Origin of the sequence: Mycobacteroides sp. PCS013 (assembly GCF_049532645.1) — a bacterium.
Classification (GTDB): Bacteria; Actinomycetota; Actinomycetes; order Mycobacteriales; family Mycobacteriaceae; genus Mycobacterium; species Mycobacterium gwanakae.
This window is the reverse complement of sequence record NZ_CP150131.1, coordinates 4,500,627-4,515,039: the sequence shown is the minus strand read 5'-3', so window position 1 is coordinate 4,515,039 and position 14,413 is coordinate 4,500,627. Positions and strand designations below refer to the sequence as shown.

Annotated in this window: 18 protein-coding genes, 1 tRNA gene and 1 pseudogene; 9 read left to right on the top strand and 11 right to left on the bottom strand. The window is 64.8% G+C overall.

The features are described from left to right. Positions 1–16: 16 nt before the first annotated feature. Positions 17–1,237, bottom strand: coding sequence for a tRNA guanosine(34) transglycosylase Tgt (tgt, locus tag RHO23_RS22445; RefSeq protein WP_423488374.1), 1,221 nt, complete (start codon positions 1,235–1,237; stop codon positions 17–19). An 85-nt stretch (positions 1,238–1,322) separates the two neighbouring features. Here tgt and RHO23_RS22440 point away from each other — a divergent pair, with 85 nt between their 5' ends. Together RHO23_RS22440 and RHO23_RS22435 are read left to right on the top strand one after the other, a co-directional pair. Further along, positions 1,323–1,874, top strand: coding sequence for a DUF4334 domain-containing protein (locus tag RHO23_RS22440; protein ID WP_423488373.1), 552 nt, complete (start codon positions 1,323–1,325; stop codon positions 1,872–1,874). Positions 1,875–1,924: 50 nt separating this feature from the next. After that, positions 1,925–2,386 carry a hypothetical protein gene (locus RHO23_RS22435; RefSeq protein ID WP_423488372.1) on the top strand — a complete coding sequence of 154 codons (462 nt, stop codon included), beginning with the start codon at positions 1,925–1,927 and terminating at the stop codon, positions 2,384–2,386. On the opposite strand, the gene RHO23_RS22430 is transcribed toward RHO23_RS22435, so the two are convergent. After that, positions 2,365–2,455 (bottom strand) — tRNA-Ser (locus RHO23_RS22430). The genes RHO23_RS22435 and RHO23_RS22430 overlap by 22 nt on opposite strands. 358 nt (positions 2,456–2,813) lie before the next feature. Between RHO23_RS22430 and RHO23_RS22425 the strand changes: the two genes are divergently transcribed. Both RHO23_RS22425 and RHO23_RS22420 read left to right on the top strand, forming a co-directional pair. After that, the gene (locus RHO23_RS22425; RefSeq protein ID WP_030096046.1) at positions 2,814–3,110 is read left to right on the top strand and encodes a hypothetical protein; all 297 of its coding nucleotides are present in this window, start codon (positions 2,814–2,816) and stop codon (positions 3,108–3,110) included. A gap of 190 nt (positions 3,111–3,300) precedes the next feature. Then, positions 3,301–3,633: a hypothetical protein gene (locus RHO23_RS22420; RefSeq protein ID WP_064407584.1), complete on the top strand. Its 333-nt coding sequence runs from the start codon at positions 3,301–3,303 to the stop codon at positions 3,631–3,633. Between the two features lie 61 nt (positions 3,634–3,694). Here the strand turns inward: RHO23_RS22420 and RHO23_RS22415 are convergent, their stop codons facing one another. Together RHO23_RS22415 and RHO23_RS22410 are read right to left on the bottom strand one after the other, a co-directional pair. Next, positions 3,695–4,153: a nucleoside deaminase gene (locus RHO23_RS22415; RefSeq protein WP_030096048.1), complete on the bottom strand. Its 459-nt coding sequence runs from the start codon at positions 4,151–4,153 to the stop codon at positions 3,695–3,697. Beyond that, positions 4,150–4,680, bottom strand: a complete 531-nt coding sequence (locus RHO23_RS22410) for a tRNA adenosine deaminase-associated protein (protein WP_046252206.1) — start codon at positions 4,678–4,680, stop codon at positions 4,150–4,152. Before RHO23_RS22410 ends, RHO23_RS22415 begins: the two co-directional genes overlap by 4 nt. 71 nt (positions 4,681–4,751) lie before the next feature. On the opposite strand from RHO23_RS22410, the gene RHO23_RS22405 reads away from it, so the two are divergent. After that, positions 4,752–5,711 (top strand): prephenate dehydrogenase, encoded by a 960-nt coding sequence (locus tag RHO23_RS22405; RefSeq protein WP_423488371.1) that lies wholly within the window; start codon positions 4,752–4,754, stop codon positions 5,709–5,711. Here the strand turns inward: RHO23_RS22405 and RHO23_RS22400 are convergent. Next, positions 5,708–6,256 (bottom strand): putative glycolipid-binding domain-containing protein, encoded by a 549-nt coding sequence (locus tag RHO23_RS22400; RefSeq protein WP_030096051.1) that lies wholly within the window; start codon positions 6,254–6,256, stop codon positions 5,708–5,710. The two genes, RHO23_RS22405 and RHO23_RS22400, sit on opposite strands and share 4 nt — an antisense overlap. A 100-nt stretch (positions 6,257–6,356) precedes the next feature. After that, complete coding sequence (locus tag RHO23_RS22395) at positions 6,357–7,166, bottom strand: class I SAM-dependent methyltransferase (RefSeq protein WP_423488370.1); 810 nt, start codon at positions 7,164–7,166, stop codon at positions 6,357–6,359. Positions 7,167–7,259: 93 nt separating this feature from the next. Here RHO23_RS22395 and RHO23_RS22390 point away from each other — a divergent pair. Then, positions 7,260–7,919: pseudogene (locus tag RHO23_RS22390) on the top strand (winged helix-turn-helix transcriptional regulator); the annotation flags it as partial. On the opposite strand, the gene RHO23_RS22385 reads toward RHO23_RS22390, so the two are convergent. The 5 genes from RHO23_RS22385 to RHO23_RS22365 all read right to left on the bottom strand — a co-directional run bounded on the left by RHO23_RS22385 (position 7,854) and on the right by RHO23_RS22365 (position 11,991). Continuing rightward, the gene (locus tag RHO23_RS22385) at positions 7,854–8,612 is read right to left on the bottom strand and encodes an ABC transporter permease (protein WP_044104900.1); all 759 of its coding nucleotides are present in this window, start codon (positions 8,610–8,612) and stop codon (positions 7,854–7,856) included. The pseudogene RHO23_RS22390 and the gene RHO23_RS22385 overlap by 66 nt on opposite strands. Further along, the gene (locus tag RHO23_RS22380; RefSeq protein ID WP_064410109.1) at positions 8,609–9,262 is read right to left on the bottom strand and encodes an ABC transporter permease; all 654 of its coding nucleotides are present in this window, start codon (positions 9,260–9,262) and stop codon (positions 8,609–8,611) included. Before RHO23_RS22380 ends, RHO23_RS22385 begins: the two co-directional genes overlap by 4 nt. 1 nt (position 9,263) lies before the next feature. Next, entirely contained in the window at positions 9,264–10,370 is a 1,107-nt protein-coding gene (locus RHO23_RS22375) for an ABC transporter ATP-binding protein (protein WP_264918373.1), read from the bottom strand. Between the two features lie 4 nt (positions 10,371–10,374). After that, complete coding sequence (locus RHO23_RS22370; protein WP_057967402.1) at positions 10,375–11,307, bottom strand: ABC transporter substrate-binding protein; 933 nt, start codon at positions 11,305–11,307, stop codon at positions 10,375–10,377. 63 nt (positions 11,308–11,370) lie between these two features. Next, a complete protein-coding gene (locus tag RHO23_RS22365) occupies positions 11,371–11,991 on the bottom strand; it encodes a TetR/AcrR family transcriptional regulator (protein ID WP_057963515.1) in 621 nt (206 codons plus the stop codon). Positions 11,992–12,062: 71 nt separating this feature from the next. On the opposite strand from RHO23_RS22365, the gene RHO23_RS22360 reads away from it, so the two are divergent. From RHO23_RS22360 to RHO23_RS22350, 3 genes are all read left to right on the top strand, one after another. Continuing rightward, positions 12,063–12,845 carry an SDR family oxidoreductase gene (locus RHO23_RS22360; protein WP_057963514.1) on the top strand — a complete coding sequence of 261 codons (783 nt, stop codon included), beginning with the start codon at positions 12,063–12,065 and terminating at the stop codon, positions 12,843–12,845. Next, on the top strand, positions 12,842–13,924 hold the full coding sequence (locus tag RHO23_RS22355) for a dihydrodipicolinate reductase (protein WP_264918368.1): 1,083 nt from the start codon (positions 12,842–12,844) through the stop codon (positions 13,922–13,924). The genes RHO23_RS22360 and RHO23_RS22355 overlap by 4 nt, the downstream gene beginning before the upstream one ends. A gap of 103 nt (positions 13,925–14,027) precedes the next feature. Beyond that, a complete protein-coding gene (locus RHO23_RS22350; protein ID WP_046252196.1) occupies positions 14,028–14,396 on the top strand; it encodes a LapA family protein in 369 nt (122 codons plus the stop codon). Positions 14,397–14,413: the final 17 nt, after the last annotated feature.

Below are 14,413 nucleotides of genomic sequence, written 5' to 3'. Positions count from 1 at the left end.
CTCCGGCCGTCGTGATTCAGCGGTAGTAGCGCCCCAGGGTCTCTTCGCGCAGCTCCTCGAAGCGGCCGTCCACGATGCTGTCGCGAATGCGGTCTACCAGCCCGATGGTGAATCGTTCGTTGTGGATGGTGGCCAAGGTGGATGCCAGGATCTCCTTGGCCTTGAACAGGTGGTGCATGTAGGCCCGGGTGTAATGCGCGCAGGTGTAGCAGTCGCACTCGGCGTCGATCGGGGTGAAGTCCCGGCGGTACTTGGATCCGGTGATGTTCACCCGGCCGTCGCGGGTGTAGACGGCGGCATTGCGCGCTACCCGGGACGGGGACACACAGTCGAAGGTGTCCGCACCGGCGGCCACGGCCGCGAACAGGTCATCAGGCTCGCTGATCCCGAGGAGGTGGCGCGGTTTATGTTCGGGCAGTTCAGATGTCACCCATCCGACGATGGTGCCGAGGTTCTGCTTTTCCAGCGCGCCACCGATCCCGTAGCCATCGAAGCCCCGACCTTCCTCGCTGACAAGCGATTCCAATCCGCGTCCGGCCTGACGCCGCAAATCCTCGTACTGTGCGCCCTGCACCACGCCGAACAACGCCTGATAGGGCTTGTCGGCGCGCTCGCGCGTCAGCTTCTCGTGCTCGTCGAGGCACCGCTGCGCCCACTCGTGGGTGCGCTGTACCGAATTCTCTTGATAGTCACGGGTGTTGATCAACGTGGTGAGCTCGTCGAAGGCGAACATGATGTCGGCACCCAGCTGATGCTGGATCTGCATGGACACCTCCGGAGTGAACCGGTGCGTCGACCCATCCAGGTGTGACGTGAAGGTGACACCCTCATCGTCGACGTGGGCAAGCTTGTCCTTACCGGCAACGACGTGATTGTCGGCGCGGGCCCGGTCGACCTCCATCGCCATCACCTTGCGTGCCCCCGAGCCGAGGGAGAGCACCTGAAACCCGCCGCTGTCGGTGAACGTAGGGCCTGGCCAGTTCATGAATGCACCGAGCCCTCCGGCCTCGTCCACGATGTCGGGGCCGGGCTGTAGGTACAGGTGGTAGGCGTTGGCGAGCACGGCCTGAGCACCGAGAGCGGCCATGGTCTCGGGCAGGACGGCCTTGACGGTGGCCTTGGTTCCGACGGCGATGAAGGCCGGAGTTTGGATGTCCCCGTGCGGGGTGTGGATCACCCCGGCCCGGCCCGCGGTTCCCGGCAGGGTGGCGTCGATGGAGAAGTACTGGTCAGTCATCGAAGGCTATTTTGCCCTGGGCGTGTCGGCCTCCCGGCTTTCGGCTCTTCGCCCACGCGGCTTATCGCAGTCGTAGGCTCGGGTCATGACATCGACGTCGGATCTGCATGCGCTGGAACAGGGCACCACTACCCAGGAAGCCCTGGTCTTCTTCGACAACCTGGAGCCCGTGCGATCAGATGAGCTGGTCGGCCAGCGCTGGCACGGCGGCGAGGTGCCCACCGGGCATTCGATGGACGGCATCCTGACGGTGTCAGGGTGGTACGGCAAGCAGTTCGATGATGTGGATCATGTGCATCCGCTGCTGTTCAGCGATGGTGGCGGCGATATCTTCGCGGTCGATCCGATGCTGGCGCCGATGGGGCTCGCGGGCCGGATCAGCGGGCTGACCGAGTCCCCCATGGTGAAGCGGACATCGCCGACCGCGTTGTCGGCGCTCAAGCCGCTGATCCGGACCAACAAGCACCGCGCCCGGCTGCGCAATATCGAGTTCCGCGGCGCCGTCAGCGCGGCCATGGTCTACGACCACAAGGCGATCATCGACCATTTCCGCAAGGTGGATGACGACACGCTGCTGGGCATCATGGACCTGCGGGACATGGACCAGCCGTACTTCTTCACGTTGCGCCGCGACTGAACACGGTTGCCCGCAATCGCCGTCTAAGCTGCGCGGGTGAGGACGCCGAAATGATCTTGTTCGAGCGGTCTTTCGCCTATGCACCGCTTCAGGTCTGGAGTGTGATGGTCAATCCCGATCTGTGGTCCCTCCAGACCACCGGGTTCCGGCCCGAAGTCGGTTGCCGGTATCGAATCACCCACCCGGCCATCCTGGGCACCCGCCTGCTCGGCACCGGGGACTGCACGGTCGTCGCCGCGGATCCCGGCGAACTGCTGTCGGTGGACTTCGTCGGTACGGTGCGGGAAGGCGATCCGGCCCGCTGGACCATCAGTCACCGTCTCACCGCCGCCGAGCACGGGACCACCCTCACGACCTACCTCAAGGGGGTCGATATCAACGATCACTCCGAGAAGGTGCTGATGCGCATCGTGACCGACAGCACGGCGCGATCCGCGCACCTGCTCGAAGAGTGGCTTGCGAAACGCTACCGGATACCCGGCGAAGAATATGGCGGTGGCGGAGGGATTTGAACCCTCGGACGGGGGTTACCCGTCACACGCTTTCGAGGCGTGCTCCTTAGGCCGCTCGGACACGCCACCGCCGAAGAGACTACAGGCCCCCGGGCCCGATCCCCCAATCGGTTGACTCGACTACCAACGACAGAAGGACCGTCGCCACGGGTGAGCGTGCTTTATCGCGCCATCACCCGACAGTGTTAGCAATGTGCTGTCCATATGCGTGAAGTCGCATGGCTGGCAGGAAACTCCCAGCGTGCTGTACGAATTCGGCGGCGCGGCTCCAAGGAAAGTGGTTTTCCATCAAGCATGTGCAGGTTCCTCGTTGGCATCTCACGGCATCCGCCTCGTCGGGGCGGGCGGACGCCGTCGGGCGGTCGACACCAGATCGGGGATCGGCACAACTGAGATCAACACCATCAAGTGTGGAAGGCCCTGACCAATGAAGATTCTTGTAGGAATCGCGGCATCCGCCGCCATCGCCGCGAGCGCGCTGGGGTTGGCGGCGACAGCCAATGCAGCACCGGCACTGCCCGCCCCCAACTACCACTGGTGCCCGGGCGAGTTCTGGAATCCCATCTGGGGATTCAACTGGGAATTCGGCGAATGCCACGACGACTGGCACCGCGACCGCGACGGCGACTGGCACGACCGTGACTGGCACGGAGACCGCGGCGATTGGCATGACCACGACCGCGGCGACTGGGGACGTGGCCACGACCGCGACTGGAGACCGTAACCCCTCTTCGTCGATGAACAACCCCGCCCGCCGGATCAATTCTGGCGGTCGGGGTTGTTTGCCATGAAATGACTGGGCCAGGAACGCACACTATTGTCTGGTAACCAAATATGTTGATTGACAGCATTTTTACAGCGCACTGTACGCATAAAGGCCAGATATTGCCAGCCTTGAATGCTTTGCTTTCCTTATGAAAATTCTCGTTGGAATCGCCGCTTCCGCTGCCATAGCCGCCGGCGGGCTCGGCCTCGCCGCCACCGCCAATGCCGCTCCGGCTCCAGAGCTTCCGGCGCCCACGTACCACTGGTGCCCCGGCGAGTTCTGGAACCCGATCTGGGGCTTCAACATGAACTGGGGAGAATGCCACGCCGACGGCATCCTCGACCGCGACCGTCCCGGCGACTGGCGCGGTGACGACGGCCGCTGGCGCAACAACGGCCCCGGCCCCGGTGACAACCGCGGACCTGACCGTGGCCCTGATCACGGACCGGACCGCGGCCCCGGCAACGACTGGCACCGGTAAGCCTCCCGAATCGGCCCGTCCGGCGCGCGACCCCGACCACTCACCGCGCCGGGCGGGCCACTTATCTTTTAGCCGCGAAAAAGTTCTCGAGCAGGGCCGCGCATTCCTCGGCAAGCACGCCGCCACGCACCTCGGGCCGGTGAGCCTGGCGCCGGTCACGCACCACATCCCACAGCGATCCCACGGCCCCGGTCTTGGGCTCCCACGCCCCGAACACCACCCGGCCGACACGCGCCAGCACCAACGCCCCCGCGCACATGGTGCACGGTTCGACGGTCACCGCCAGCGTCGCGCCCTCCAGCCGCCAGCCGTCGCCATGTTTCGCCGCAGCCTCCCGCAAGGCGAGAACCTCGGCATGTGCCGTCGGATCACCCAGGCGTTCACGAGCATTGGCGGCGCGCGCCAATTCGGTCCCGTCCGCGGCGTAAATCACCGCACCGATCGGCACATCCTCGGCACCGGCTTGCGCGGCGGCTACCAATGCGGCGCGAATCAGCGCCTCGTCGTCTGGAAACGTCACCGATCCAGCTTGTCGAGCACCGCACCGAACTCATCGGCAAAGCCCATACGCGCGGCGATCATGCCGAGCTGCTCATCGGGGTAGAGATCGGTCTCGCTGAGAATCACACTGAGCACCGGCTCGGGCAGCCCGATATCTGAGAGCAGGCCCAAATCGCCTTCCTCCCACGGGTCAACCTCGTCCAGCTCATCGGAATCGAGCTCCGGGACAGGAATATTCAGCCTGTCGAGCACCTCGACGGCGATGTCATAGTCAACCGCCGCCGTGGCGTCCGAAATCAGCAGGTGCGTTCCCGAAGGCGCCGGGCGGATGATGATGAAGAATTCCTCGTCAACATCCAGCAAGCCGAACACCGCACCAGCGCTGCGTAATTCACGTAACTCGGTTTCCGCCGCCGCCAAATCGGTAAGCGCCCCAGCCTTCAACGATGTCACTCGCCAGCGGCCCTCTTCACGAACGACGGCCACGCCGAAACCCTCCAGGCTTTCGGCGCTGGGCCCTGCGGCCTTGGCACGTTGTGCGTCCATGGGCAATACGGTAATGCCCCAACCTGGGTTGTGACCACAAACAACTTGGTCACGTATGCCAACCTGGTGTGGTGAACGCCGCCGAACACGACCACCAACGCCCCCCGATCTGCGTACTTGGCCTCGGACTCATCGGCGGATCCCTGGTCCGCGCGGCCACCGCCGCAGGGCGCCACGTCTGGGGGTACAACCGCTCCGCCGAGGGCACCGAGGCCGCGCGGGCGGCCGGTTTCGATGCCACCACCGATCTGGACCTGGCGCTGCGGCGCGCGCGCAACGCCCAGGCACTCATCGTGCTCGCGGTGCCGGTCCCGGCCCTGTCCGCGCTGCTGACCCGCATCGCGGAGCTGGCCCCGGAATGTCCACTCACTGATGTCACCAGCGTGAAATCCGCTGTACTGCAACAGGTATCCGAGCACGGTTTGGCACAACGATTCGTCGGTGGCCATCCCATGGCGGGCACAACAGAGTCGGGCTGGGGCGCCGGGGACGCCAAGCTTTTCCGCGACGCGACATGGGTCGTCAGCGTTGACGACGACGTCGATCCGCAGGTGTTCGCACAGGTGACTCGGCTGGCCCTGGATTGCGGGTCCGTGGTGGTTCCGGCCCGCTCAGATGAGCACGATGCCGCCGCCGCCGCCGTCTCACACCTGCCGCACCTGCTCGCCGAAGCCCTGGCCGTCACCGCCGACGGGGTGCCGCTGGCCTACTCACTGGCCGCCGGATCCTTCCGGGACGGCACGCGAGTCGCTGCCACCGATCCGTCACTGGTGCGCGCCATGTGCGAATCGAATCCACACGGCGTGCTGCCGGCCCTGGAGGAGGCCATGGCGCTGCTGGCGGCGACGTGGAACACCCTGAACGCGGAGAATTCGGTCGAGCTGCTGGTGGAGGCCGGCTACGCCGCGCGGCAACGCTACGAGGCGCACACGCGGTTCGACATCAGCGGCGTCAGCCGAACCGACACCGACTGGCGCGAGCGACTCGCCGAAGCCGGACGGCAGGGCGGCGTGCTGCGGGTCGTCCCCTAAATCCGGACGGCAAGCCCGGGGTATTCCAGCAGGAACCCCTCGTCATCGACGGTGACCGTGGTGTCTGCGACCGGCGAGACCACCTTGATGCCCTTACCGTCGTTGCGGTAGCTGATGGTGGCCGGGCTGACGACCAGATCAGGCAGGGTCACGTACACGACCGGCAGCACTGTGCTGCCTTCTTGCTGGTAGAGGCCGGTGCGACGGATCGGAAGCGCGTTGAAGAAGGGGCTGAACACCACATCGACGTCCAATGCGCCGTCGAAGGCCGAGCGTGTCGCGCCCTCGTGGTTCTGCACGGTCCACATGCCTTCTTCGTCCCGGGCGATCGACAGCTGCCGCTCCCGTTCGGCCACGGTGGTCGACAGGGACAACCGATTGGTGGAACCGGTCTCGTCGGTCACCAGGTCGTACGAGGCACTGAACGCGGGGTGCGCCTCGGATGCACCGGCCACAAAACGGCCGTGTGCGCGGATGCGTCGACCCGATAGTTGAACGCGGGTGGACTCCATGCGCGACGCGTCGTGGGCACGCCAGGTCAGCACGGCGGGCCCAGTCGCCGGGTCCATCGGGCTGGGGTTACTCACCCGTCTACCGTAGGCGACCGCGCAAATTGATCCCTCGTGAGCCCTTGGCGCCTCCGAATCACTTCCTCGTGTGCGCGACGTACAGCAGGTACTCCCAGTCCATCGACAGCCGCCCGTCGCCGCGATCATGCCGTCGCGCCAGTTCGACAAGCGCATCGTCGAGTTGGGCGGTCTTGTCCGCATCACCGGCGATACCGGCATGGACGGCGATCGTCGGCCCGTAACAAGCCTTGAAGAAGTCGCGGAACTCCTCGGCGGTGGCGAATCGGTCCACCACCAACGTCCGCGGCTCCACGATGACTTCGGTGACCCTGTCCGCCAGCAGTGCTCGCACATGAGCCGGGTCTCCCCACAAGGGCGGGGGTTGTGCACCGGGCGCGGCGGGAGCCGCGAACGGCTTCATGGTCGCGAACATCTGGCCGATGAATCCCTGCGGTGTCCAGTTGATCAGACCGATGGTTCCGCCCGGCCGGCAGACGCGGATCAGTTCATCGGCGCTGTCCTGATGCCGCGGAGCGAACATCACCCCGACGCAGGACATCACGACATCGAACTCGTCGTCACCAAACGGGAGCGCCTGAGCGTCCGCGACCCGCCAATCGATTTCTGCACCGGCCCGCGCCGCCACGGCGCGCCCCACCTCCAGCAGCTCGGGAGTCAGGTCGGAGGCCACCACCTTCGCGCCGATACCCGCGGCGGGGATTGCCGCATTCCCGGATCCGGCCGCAACATCCAATACTCGGGCGCCGGGGACGACGCCGGACTCCTCGACGAGGACCGGCCCCAGCGGTGCGATCACCTCAGAGGCCACCGCGGCGTAGTTGCCCAGGGCCCACAGCGAAACTCTTTGGGCTGTTTCCGTGTTCATACATATTGACGCTAGGCAGATCGCCGCACCTGGGCTAGTACAAGATCTGTACTGGGGCTGGTCACCGTGACATCGGCGGCCTACCGTTCATCCATGGGTGCGTCGTATTACCAATTCTGCCCCGTCGCCAAGGCGATGGAGCTGCTCGACGAGCGCTGGACTCTGCTGATCGTGCGTGAATTACTGCTCGGCAGTGAGTATTTCAACGATATTCGGCGCGGAGTGCCCCGCATGTCCCCGTCTCTGCTGTCCAAGAGGCTGGACCGGCTGGTGCGCGCCGGGATCGCCGAACGCCACGACAACCGCTACGTACCCACGGACGCCGGCCGTGAGCTGCGCCCCATCGTCGAGATGTTGAGCCAGTGGGGGATCCGGTGGATCGGTGAGATCGGGGACGAGGATCTGGACCCCAAGTTGCTGCTCTGGGATATGCGCCGTCACGTCATCGGCAGCGCGGTCCCCGAGGGCCGCACCGTGCTGCATTTCCGCTTCGGCGACGTCACCGCCGACAAACGGCACTGGTGGCTCATCATCACACCCGAGGCTGCCGACCTTTGCGATGCCGACCCGGGCTTTGACGTGAACATCGGCGTGACGGCTCAGCTCCGCAGCCTGACTCGAGTGTGGCGCGGCGACTCCGCGTGGTCGGATGTGTTGCGCTCCGGTGAGGTGGCCTTCAGCGGGCCGTCACGGTTGTGTCGCGGCCTGCCGACGTGGTTCGACCCGCCCCTCTACGCCGCTGTCCCCCGCCCCAGAGTCACCGCCGAGATCACGCGGAGCCCATCGCAGCCGCCCGGTGCCCGGAGCTGACAGCCACACCGCCAAGGCAAGGAACGCATCCAGCAGCAGCGCCAGCGCGGTCACCAAAAGGGCGCCGACCAATGCCAAGTGGAACTGTCGCACCTTGATGCCGTCGATGAGGTACCGGCCTAGTCCGCCGAGGCTGGCATAGGCGGCCACGGTCGCCGTCGCGACGATCTGCAAGGTCGCCGTCCGCAAGCCCGACAGAATCAGCGGTAAGGCGTTGGGTAACTCGACACCGAAGAGCACCTGACGTTCCGTCATCCCCATGGCCCGCGCGGCCTGCACCACCGTGCGGTCCACGTTCGCGATGCCGGAATAGGTTCCCGCCAGCAGCGGCGGCACCCCGAGCAGGAGCAGCGCGACGGTGGGCGGCACCAAACCCAGGCCCCACAGCAGCACTCCCAACAGCAGCACGCCCAGTGTCGGCAGCGCGCGCAGCGCATTGACCGCGCTGACCACCAGAAAGGTGCCACGGCCCGTGTGCCCGATGATCAGACCGATCGGCACCGCGATGATGACCGCGGCCAGCACCGCGATCGCGGTGTACTGCAGGTGCTCACCGATCCGCACACCCAGCCCGCTGTGGCCCGTCCAATTGGACGCGGTGAATATGTAGCCGAGCGCATCGGAGAGAAAGTTCATCGTGCACCCACGACTTTCGCCGCTCTGGTCCACGGCGTGGCAGCGCGGCCGAGAACAACCAGGAGTGAATCCACGATGACGGCCAGCAGGAAGATCGCGACGATTCCAGCGATGATCTGGCTACTCTTGTTGGCCTGGTAACCCTCGGTGAACCAGGTGCCCAGGCCACCGATGCCGATCACCGAGCCCACCGAGACCATCGAGATATTCGTGACGGCAACAACTCTCAGGCCTGCCACCAACACCGGTATGGATAGCGGGAGTTCGACCCGGACGAGGCGTGCCAGCGGGCGGTATCCCACTGCGGTGGCCGCGTCGCGCACCTGGGGAGCGATAGCGTCGAGCGCCTCGGGCACGGCCCGAATGAGCAGCGCCGTGGTGTACAGCGTTAGCGCCACCATCACGTTGGCTTCGTCGAGGATCCGGGTGGGAATGATGAGCGGCAACGCCACGAACAACGCTAGTGAGGGAATGGTGAACACAATGCTGGCGATCACCGTGGTAGCCCGCCGCACCGTCCGATGCCGGTGAATCAGTGCGCCGCACGGAATCGCGATGGCCAATCCGATGAGAATGGGGACCAGCGACAGCCGCATATGGATCAGCGAGAGCTGCCAGGCATCGCCGAGATGAGTGAAGAGATAACGCATCTCACCGCTGCCCGGTACGGCGTTGCCGATCCAGCGCGATGAGAACGTCATCCCCGCGGACGCCGCCGCGGACGCGGCCATCCTCATCGGTGGCCACCCCGAACCCCGACGGCGAGGACAGCGCGGCATCCAGAGCCTGCCGCAATGTCCCGTCCGGTCCGAACAATGACCCTCCGGCGATCACACTGTCGTACAACGATTTTCCGGACCGGTAGACCTCCGCGCCTGCATCGTCCATCCAGCCGAACGGGGTGCCGTCGGGATTGCAGACAAGCACCCAGCTGCGCGGCGCGATGATGAGGTCGTGGACCTCGGATTCGAAGATCTGCCTGATCTCGTACAGGGGCAGATCGCCCGCATCACGAAACTGCAGGCCCCGATAGCCCCGGTCGCGGCCGATGAAACCGGCGACGAAATCGCTTGCCGGATTGGATAACACCCGTTCGGGCTCGTCATACTGCTGCAGCACGCCACCCGGCCCGAAAACCGCCACCTTGTCCCCGAGTTTGACGGCCTCGTCGATATCGTGCGTCACGAAGACGATGGTCTTGTTGAGTTCGGCCTGCAGGCGCTGCATCTCGGCCTGCAGGTCATCGCGCACATTCGGGTCGACGGCGCTGAACGGCTCATCCATCAACAGGATCGGCGGATCGGCAGCGAGGGCACGCGCCACACCGACACGTTGTTGTTGACCTCCCGAGAGCTGCGCCGGGTACCGGCTGGCCAATTTGGGATCGAGCCCCACCCTTTCCAGAACATCAAGAGCTGCCTTGCGTGCGGCACGACGGGATTCGCCCCGCAACACCGGCACCGTCGCCACATTGTCGACGACGCGCTGGTGCGGCATCAGGCCCGCGTTCTGAATGACATACCCGATGCCCAACCGCAGTTTGACCGGATCTACGGTGCGGACATCTGCCCCGTCGACAGTCAGTACCCCGGACGTCGGGTCGGTCATCCGGTTGATCATCCGCATCGAGGTGGTCTTGCCGCAGCCCGACGGCCCCACGAACACCGTGAACGAACCCTCGTCGACGTGCATGGTGAGATCATCGACAGCGGTGGTCCCATCGGGGTACCTCTTGGTGACGTTCTCAAAGGTGATCACGCGATCAGTTCCCTATCGGTTTGTCGAAACCTTTGTCCGTCAACCACTTCTGCGCAGCTTCCTTGGGGTCGACACCGTTGTTACCGGAGACTTCCGCATTGAGCCTGGTGAGGTCCTCCGTCGTCAAACGCGCGGAGAGCGCGTCTAGCACCTTCTTCAGTTTCTCGGATTTCTTCTGCGCGTTGACCAACGGCACCAGATTGCCCGCCGGGAAGGTGAACTTGGGGTCCTCAAGCACCACCAGATCATGCTCGGCGATGGCCGGCGAGGTGCTGAATATGTTGGCCGCGGTGATCGTTCCGTCCAACAGCGCCCGCACCGTCGCCGGTCCGCCACCATCGCTGATCGCCACGAATCGCGATTCCGGAACATCCAGGCCGTAATTGGCCTTGAGGCCGGCCAACCCGACACTGCGGTGCAGGAACTCCGAAGGTGCACCGACTGTTACCTCCTCCGAGTGCGCGGCGAGATCGGCGATGGAGTGCAGATTCCATCGGTCGGCGGTGGCTCTGGTGACGCACAGCGTGTCGGCGTCCGAGGCCGGTGATGGGGACAGAATGTCCAGATCGCCATCGAGCTTGCGCAGCAGCGCCAGCTCGACATCATCGGGCCTGGTAGCGGTGGCCTCAGGATCGAAGTAGCGCAGCAGATTTCCGGTGTAATCGGCGATCAGGTCGATCGAATGGTCCTTAACCGCCGGGATGTAGGTCTCGCGGCTACCGATGCCCAGCTGCCTGGTGATGTCAAAACCATTGGTCTGCAATATCTGTGCATACAGCTCGGCCACGGTCTTAGATTCGGGGAAGTCGGCCGAGCCGACGATCAGGGTGTTGAGGTCACCCGAAAGCGGGCCTCCGCCCAGAGGATTGGCGCTGCCACAGCCACTGAAGACAACCGCTGCCATGACGGCAGCGAAGAGTCGTGCGGCCCTGCGCATCCTCCGACAGTAACCGGGCAACCGCCGTCATGCCCGGCTTTAGCGTCAGGAAGATTCCGGTGGCTAACCCGGCGACGCCGCCGCCGCGGGTCCTTCGGCCGAGCCCGCCAGGAGCTCTGGCAAATATTTGATAACCGCCTCCGCCTGGTCGTCGGGTAGCAGCTGGCGCGCGAGGACGTTCGCTCCGATGATCATCAACATGGTGGCGTTGGCCCGGTCGTGGGCCTCCTGCTGACCAACGTCCGGACGCTGTGCACGCATCACCTGCGACAGCAATTCGGCACCCGTCTCGCCGAAGCTTGCCCACAGCGCCTGCCCCAGCTCGGGGTCGGTACGCATCTGGCCGAGAAGGGCGGGGGCGGCCGCAATGACATCGGGTCGCTCGAAGAGTTCCGCTGTGTACGAGCAGGATTGGCGTACCCAGTCGCCCACTCCTGCCGCAGCGCTTATCTCCCGGGTGGGTGCGGTCCAACCGAACACCGCCTCGAAGACCAGGTGCGCACGGGAGGGCCACCGCCGGTACAGCGCGGGCTTTCCCACGCCGGCCCGCTCGGCGATCGCAACCATAGTGGTGGCATCCCACCCCTGCTCCACCAGGAGCTCACGCGCGGCAGCAAGCGCCTTGGTGTCGATATCGGAACTGCGGCGGCGCCCCCTGCCCGCGGGTAACTCGTCAGTAGTCATTGCAAATAACGGTACACCATGTTACGTATTAAGAAGGTTGGTGGCGTGGGTCACAGAGAGAAAGGCAGCCGATGACAGGACTTCTTTCCGGAAAAACGGTGGTGATATCCGGTGTAGGTACCGGATTGGGGCGGGAGGTCGCGCTCAAGGCGCACCAGGACGGCGCAAATGTGGTGCTCGGCGCGCGAACCCAGGAAAACCTCGAAAAACTCTCCGCCGAACTCGATGATTCGGGCGGCACCGCTGCCTGGGCGGTCACCGACATCACCGACGCGTCCGCGTGCCAGGGCCTTATCGACACCGCCGTCGAGCGGTTCGGCACGGTGGACGCACTGGTCAATGTCGCCGCAAAAGAGGACGTGTTCGGCGGCATCGAGGGCGCGGATCTGTCCCAGTGGCAGGCGATGCTCAGCACGAATGTCGTGGGCACGCTTCAACTCGTTCAGGTGGCCGTACCGCAGCTGAAGAAGAACGGCGGGTCGGTGGTCTTCATCGGATCGCAGTCGGCGTTCCATCCGCAGCTACCCCAGTCCGCGTATGCGACATCCAAGGGAGCGTTGCAGAACGCCATGTATCAGCTCGCGAAGGAGCTGGGGCCACACAAGATTCGTCTCAACATGGTGGTGCCGACGTGGATGTATGGCCCGCCGATTCAGCTGTACATCGGCCTCGTCGCCCAGCAGCGCGGCATCACGCAAGAGGAAGTACTGGCCGAACTGACGGCCAAATTCCCGTTGGGCGAGATGCCCGCCGATGAAGACGTCGCCGATGCGGTGGTGTTCTTCGCATCCGACCGGGCCCGGATGGTGACCGGGCAGACCTTGTTCGTCAACGCAGGAGAGTTTTTCGCATGAGTGATAAGTATCCCGTCATCGTTTGGGGCACAGGAGTTGTCGGCAAGCTGGTGATCCGCGAGCTATTGGACCATCCGGTATTCGAGCTGGCTGCCGTACTGGTGCACGATCCGGCCAAGGACGGTGTGGACGTCGGAACACTCGTCGGTAGCCATCCGACCGGACTGGCCGCCACCACCGACATCGATGCTGCGTTGGGCACCGAGGGCACGGTCGCGTACTTCGGGCCGACGGCGCAGTACGCGCTGGAGAACATCGACAACATGTCCCGGGCACTGCGCAGCGGGCACAACATCGTCTCCACCGCGATGACACCGTGGGTGTACCCGCAGGTGTGCCCACCCGAGATGCTCGCCGATATCAAACAGGCCTGCGAGGACGGCCAGACCTCCTGTTTCACCACCGGCATCGACCCCGGCTTCGCCAACGATCTGTTCCCCATGACCCTGCTCGGCGTGGGCGGACGGGTGGATTCTGTTCTGGTACAGGAACTCCTCGACTACCAGTACTACAACGGCGATTTCAGCATGCCGATGGGACTGGGCGCGCCCATGGACCAACCGGCGGTGCTGGAAATACCCGAGGTGCTGATCCTCGCGTGGGGCCACACCATTCCGATGATCGCCGACGCCGTCGGAGTCAAACTCGACAAGATCGATACCGTCTACGAAAAATGGGCGACGCCAACCGAGATCGCCTACGGCGCGGAACCCAACACCGGCATCATCGCGGCGGGCCACTGTGCCGCGGTGCGATTCGAGATCCGTGGGTGGGTCGGCGGTAAGCCGAAGCTCGTCATCGAGCACGTCAATCGGATCACCAATGACACCGCACCGCATTGGCCGCGCGCACAGTCAGTCGACAACGACGCCTACCGCATCGAGATCAAGGGCAGTCCGAACATCACCCAGGAGACGGTGTTCCGCGACGAACGCACCGGCGACGGCGCGATCGGCGGCTGCCTCGCCACCGGGATGCGGGCCATCAACGCGATACCAGCGGTCATCGGCGCTAAACCGGGCTTCCTGACACCGCTGGATTTGCCGTTGATCGCGGGCCAAGGAACTATCCGCGCCTGACCTGCGCCAAGCGGCGGCTTTTCGCGGTATCCGGGGGGCAGTTTCCGCGAAAAGCCGACCGTGGGCGCTTGCAATAACCGCCTATGTAGCAAATGATGGACATATGACCAGTGACCCCGGTACGACTCCGGACTCTCCGGTTGCCGACACATCCATCGATGTCCCCGTTGGCGAGCAGGCGCCTCTGCCCCCCGCGAAGGCCGTCAAGAAGGAAGATGCGGTCAAGCGGACCCGCGCGGCGGCGACCTGGACCGGCGTCATCCTTGGCCTGCTGATCCTGATTCTGCTGCTGGTGTTCATTCTGCAGAACCTGACGGACACGACCACCCACTTCCTCTCCTGGGAGATCCAGATGCCGCTGGGCATCACGGTGTTGTTCGCGGCCATCACCGGAGCAGCGCTCACCGCCCTGGTCGGCGGCGTGCGAATCATCCAGCTGCGGCGCGCGGCGAAGAAGAACCTCAAGGCCTGACACCCGACTACAGTTCG

Bases quoted from the DNA above. Each gene is read 5' to 3' on its own strand.
- RHO23_RS22425 (WP_030096046.1), top strand. From the start codon at position 2,814: ATGAAGATTCTTGTAGGAATCGCGGCATCCGCCGCCATCGCCGCGAGC.
- RHO23_RS22385 (WP_044104900.1), bottom strand. From the start codon at position 8,612: ATGAACTTTCTCTCCGATGCGCTCGGCTACATATTCACCGCGTCCAAT.
- RHO23_RS22435 (WP_423488372.1), top strand. From the start codon at position 1,925: ATGATCTTGTTCGAGCGGTCTTTCGCCTATGCACCGCTTCAGGTCTGG.
- RHO23_RS22380 (WP_064410109.1), bottom strand. From the start codon at position 9,262: ATGCGTTATCTCTTCACTCATCTCGGCGATGCCTGGCAGCTCTCGCTG.
- RHO23_RS22440 (WP_423488373.1), top strand. From the start codon at position 1,323: ATGACATCGACGTCGGATCTGCATGCGCTGGAACAGGGCACCACTACC.
- RHO23_RS22355 (WP_264918368.1), top strand. From the start codon at position 12,842: ATGAGTGATAAGTATCCCGTCATCGTTTGGGGCACAGGAGTTGTCGGC.
- RHO23_RS22370 (WP_057967402.1), bottom strand. From the start codon at position 11,307: ATGCGCAGGGCCGCACGACTCTTCGCTGCCGTCATGGCAGCGGTTGTC.
- RHO23_RS22420 (WP_064407584.1), top strand. From the start codon at position 3,301: ATGAAAATTCTCGTTGGAATCGCCGCTTCCGCTGCCATAGCCGCCGGC.
- RHO23_RS22350 (WP_046252196.1), top strand. From the start codon at position 14,028: ATGACCAGTGACCCCGGTACGACTCCGGACTCTCCGGTTGCCGACACA.
- tgt (WP_423488374.1), bottom strand. From the start codon at position 1,237: ATGACTGACCAGTACTTCTCCATCGACGCCACCCTGCCGGGAACCGCG.
- RHO23_RS22410 (WP_046252206.1), bottom strand. From the start codon at position 4,680: ATGGACGCACAACGTGCCAAGGCCGCAGGGCCCAGCGCCGAAAGCCTG.
- RHO23_RS22365 (WP_057963515.1), bottom strand. From the start codon at position 11,991: ATGACTACTGACGAGTTACCCGCGGGCAGGGGGCGCCGCCGCAGTTCC.
- RHO23_RS22360 (WP_057963514.1), top strand. From the start codon at position 12,063: ATGACAGGACTTCTTTCCGGAAAAACGGTGGTGATATCCGGTGTAGGT.
- RHO23_RS22395 (WP_423488370.1), bottom strand. From the start codon at position 7,166: ATGAACACGGAAACAGCCCAAAGAGTTTCGCTGTGGGCCCTGGGCAAC.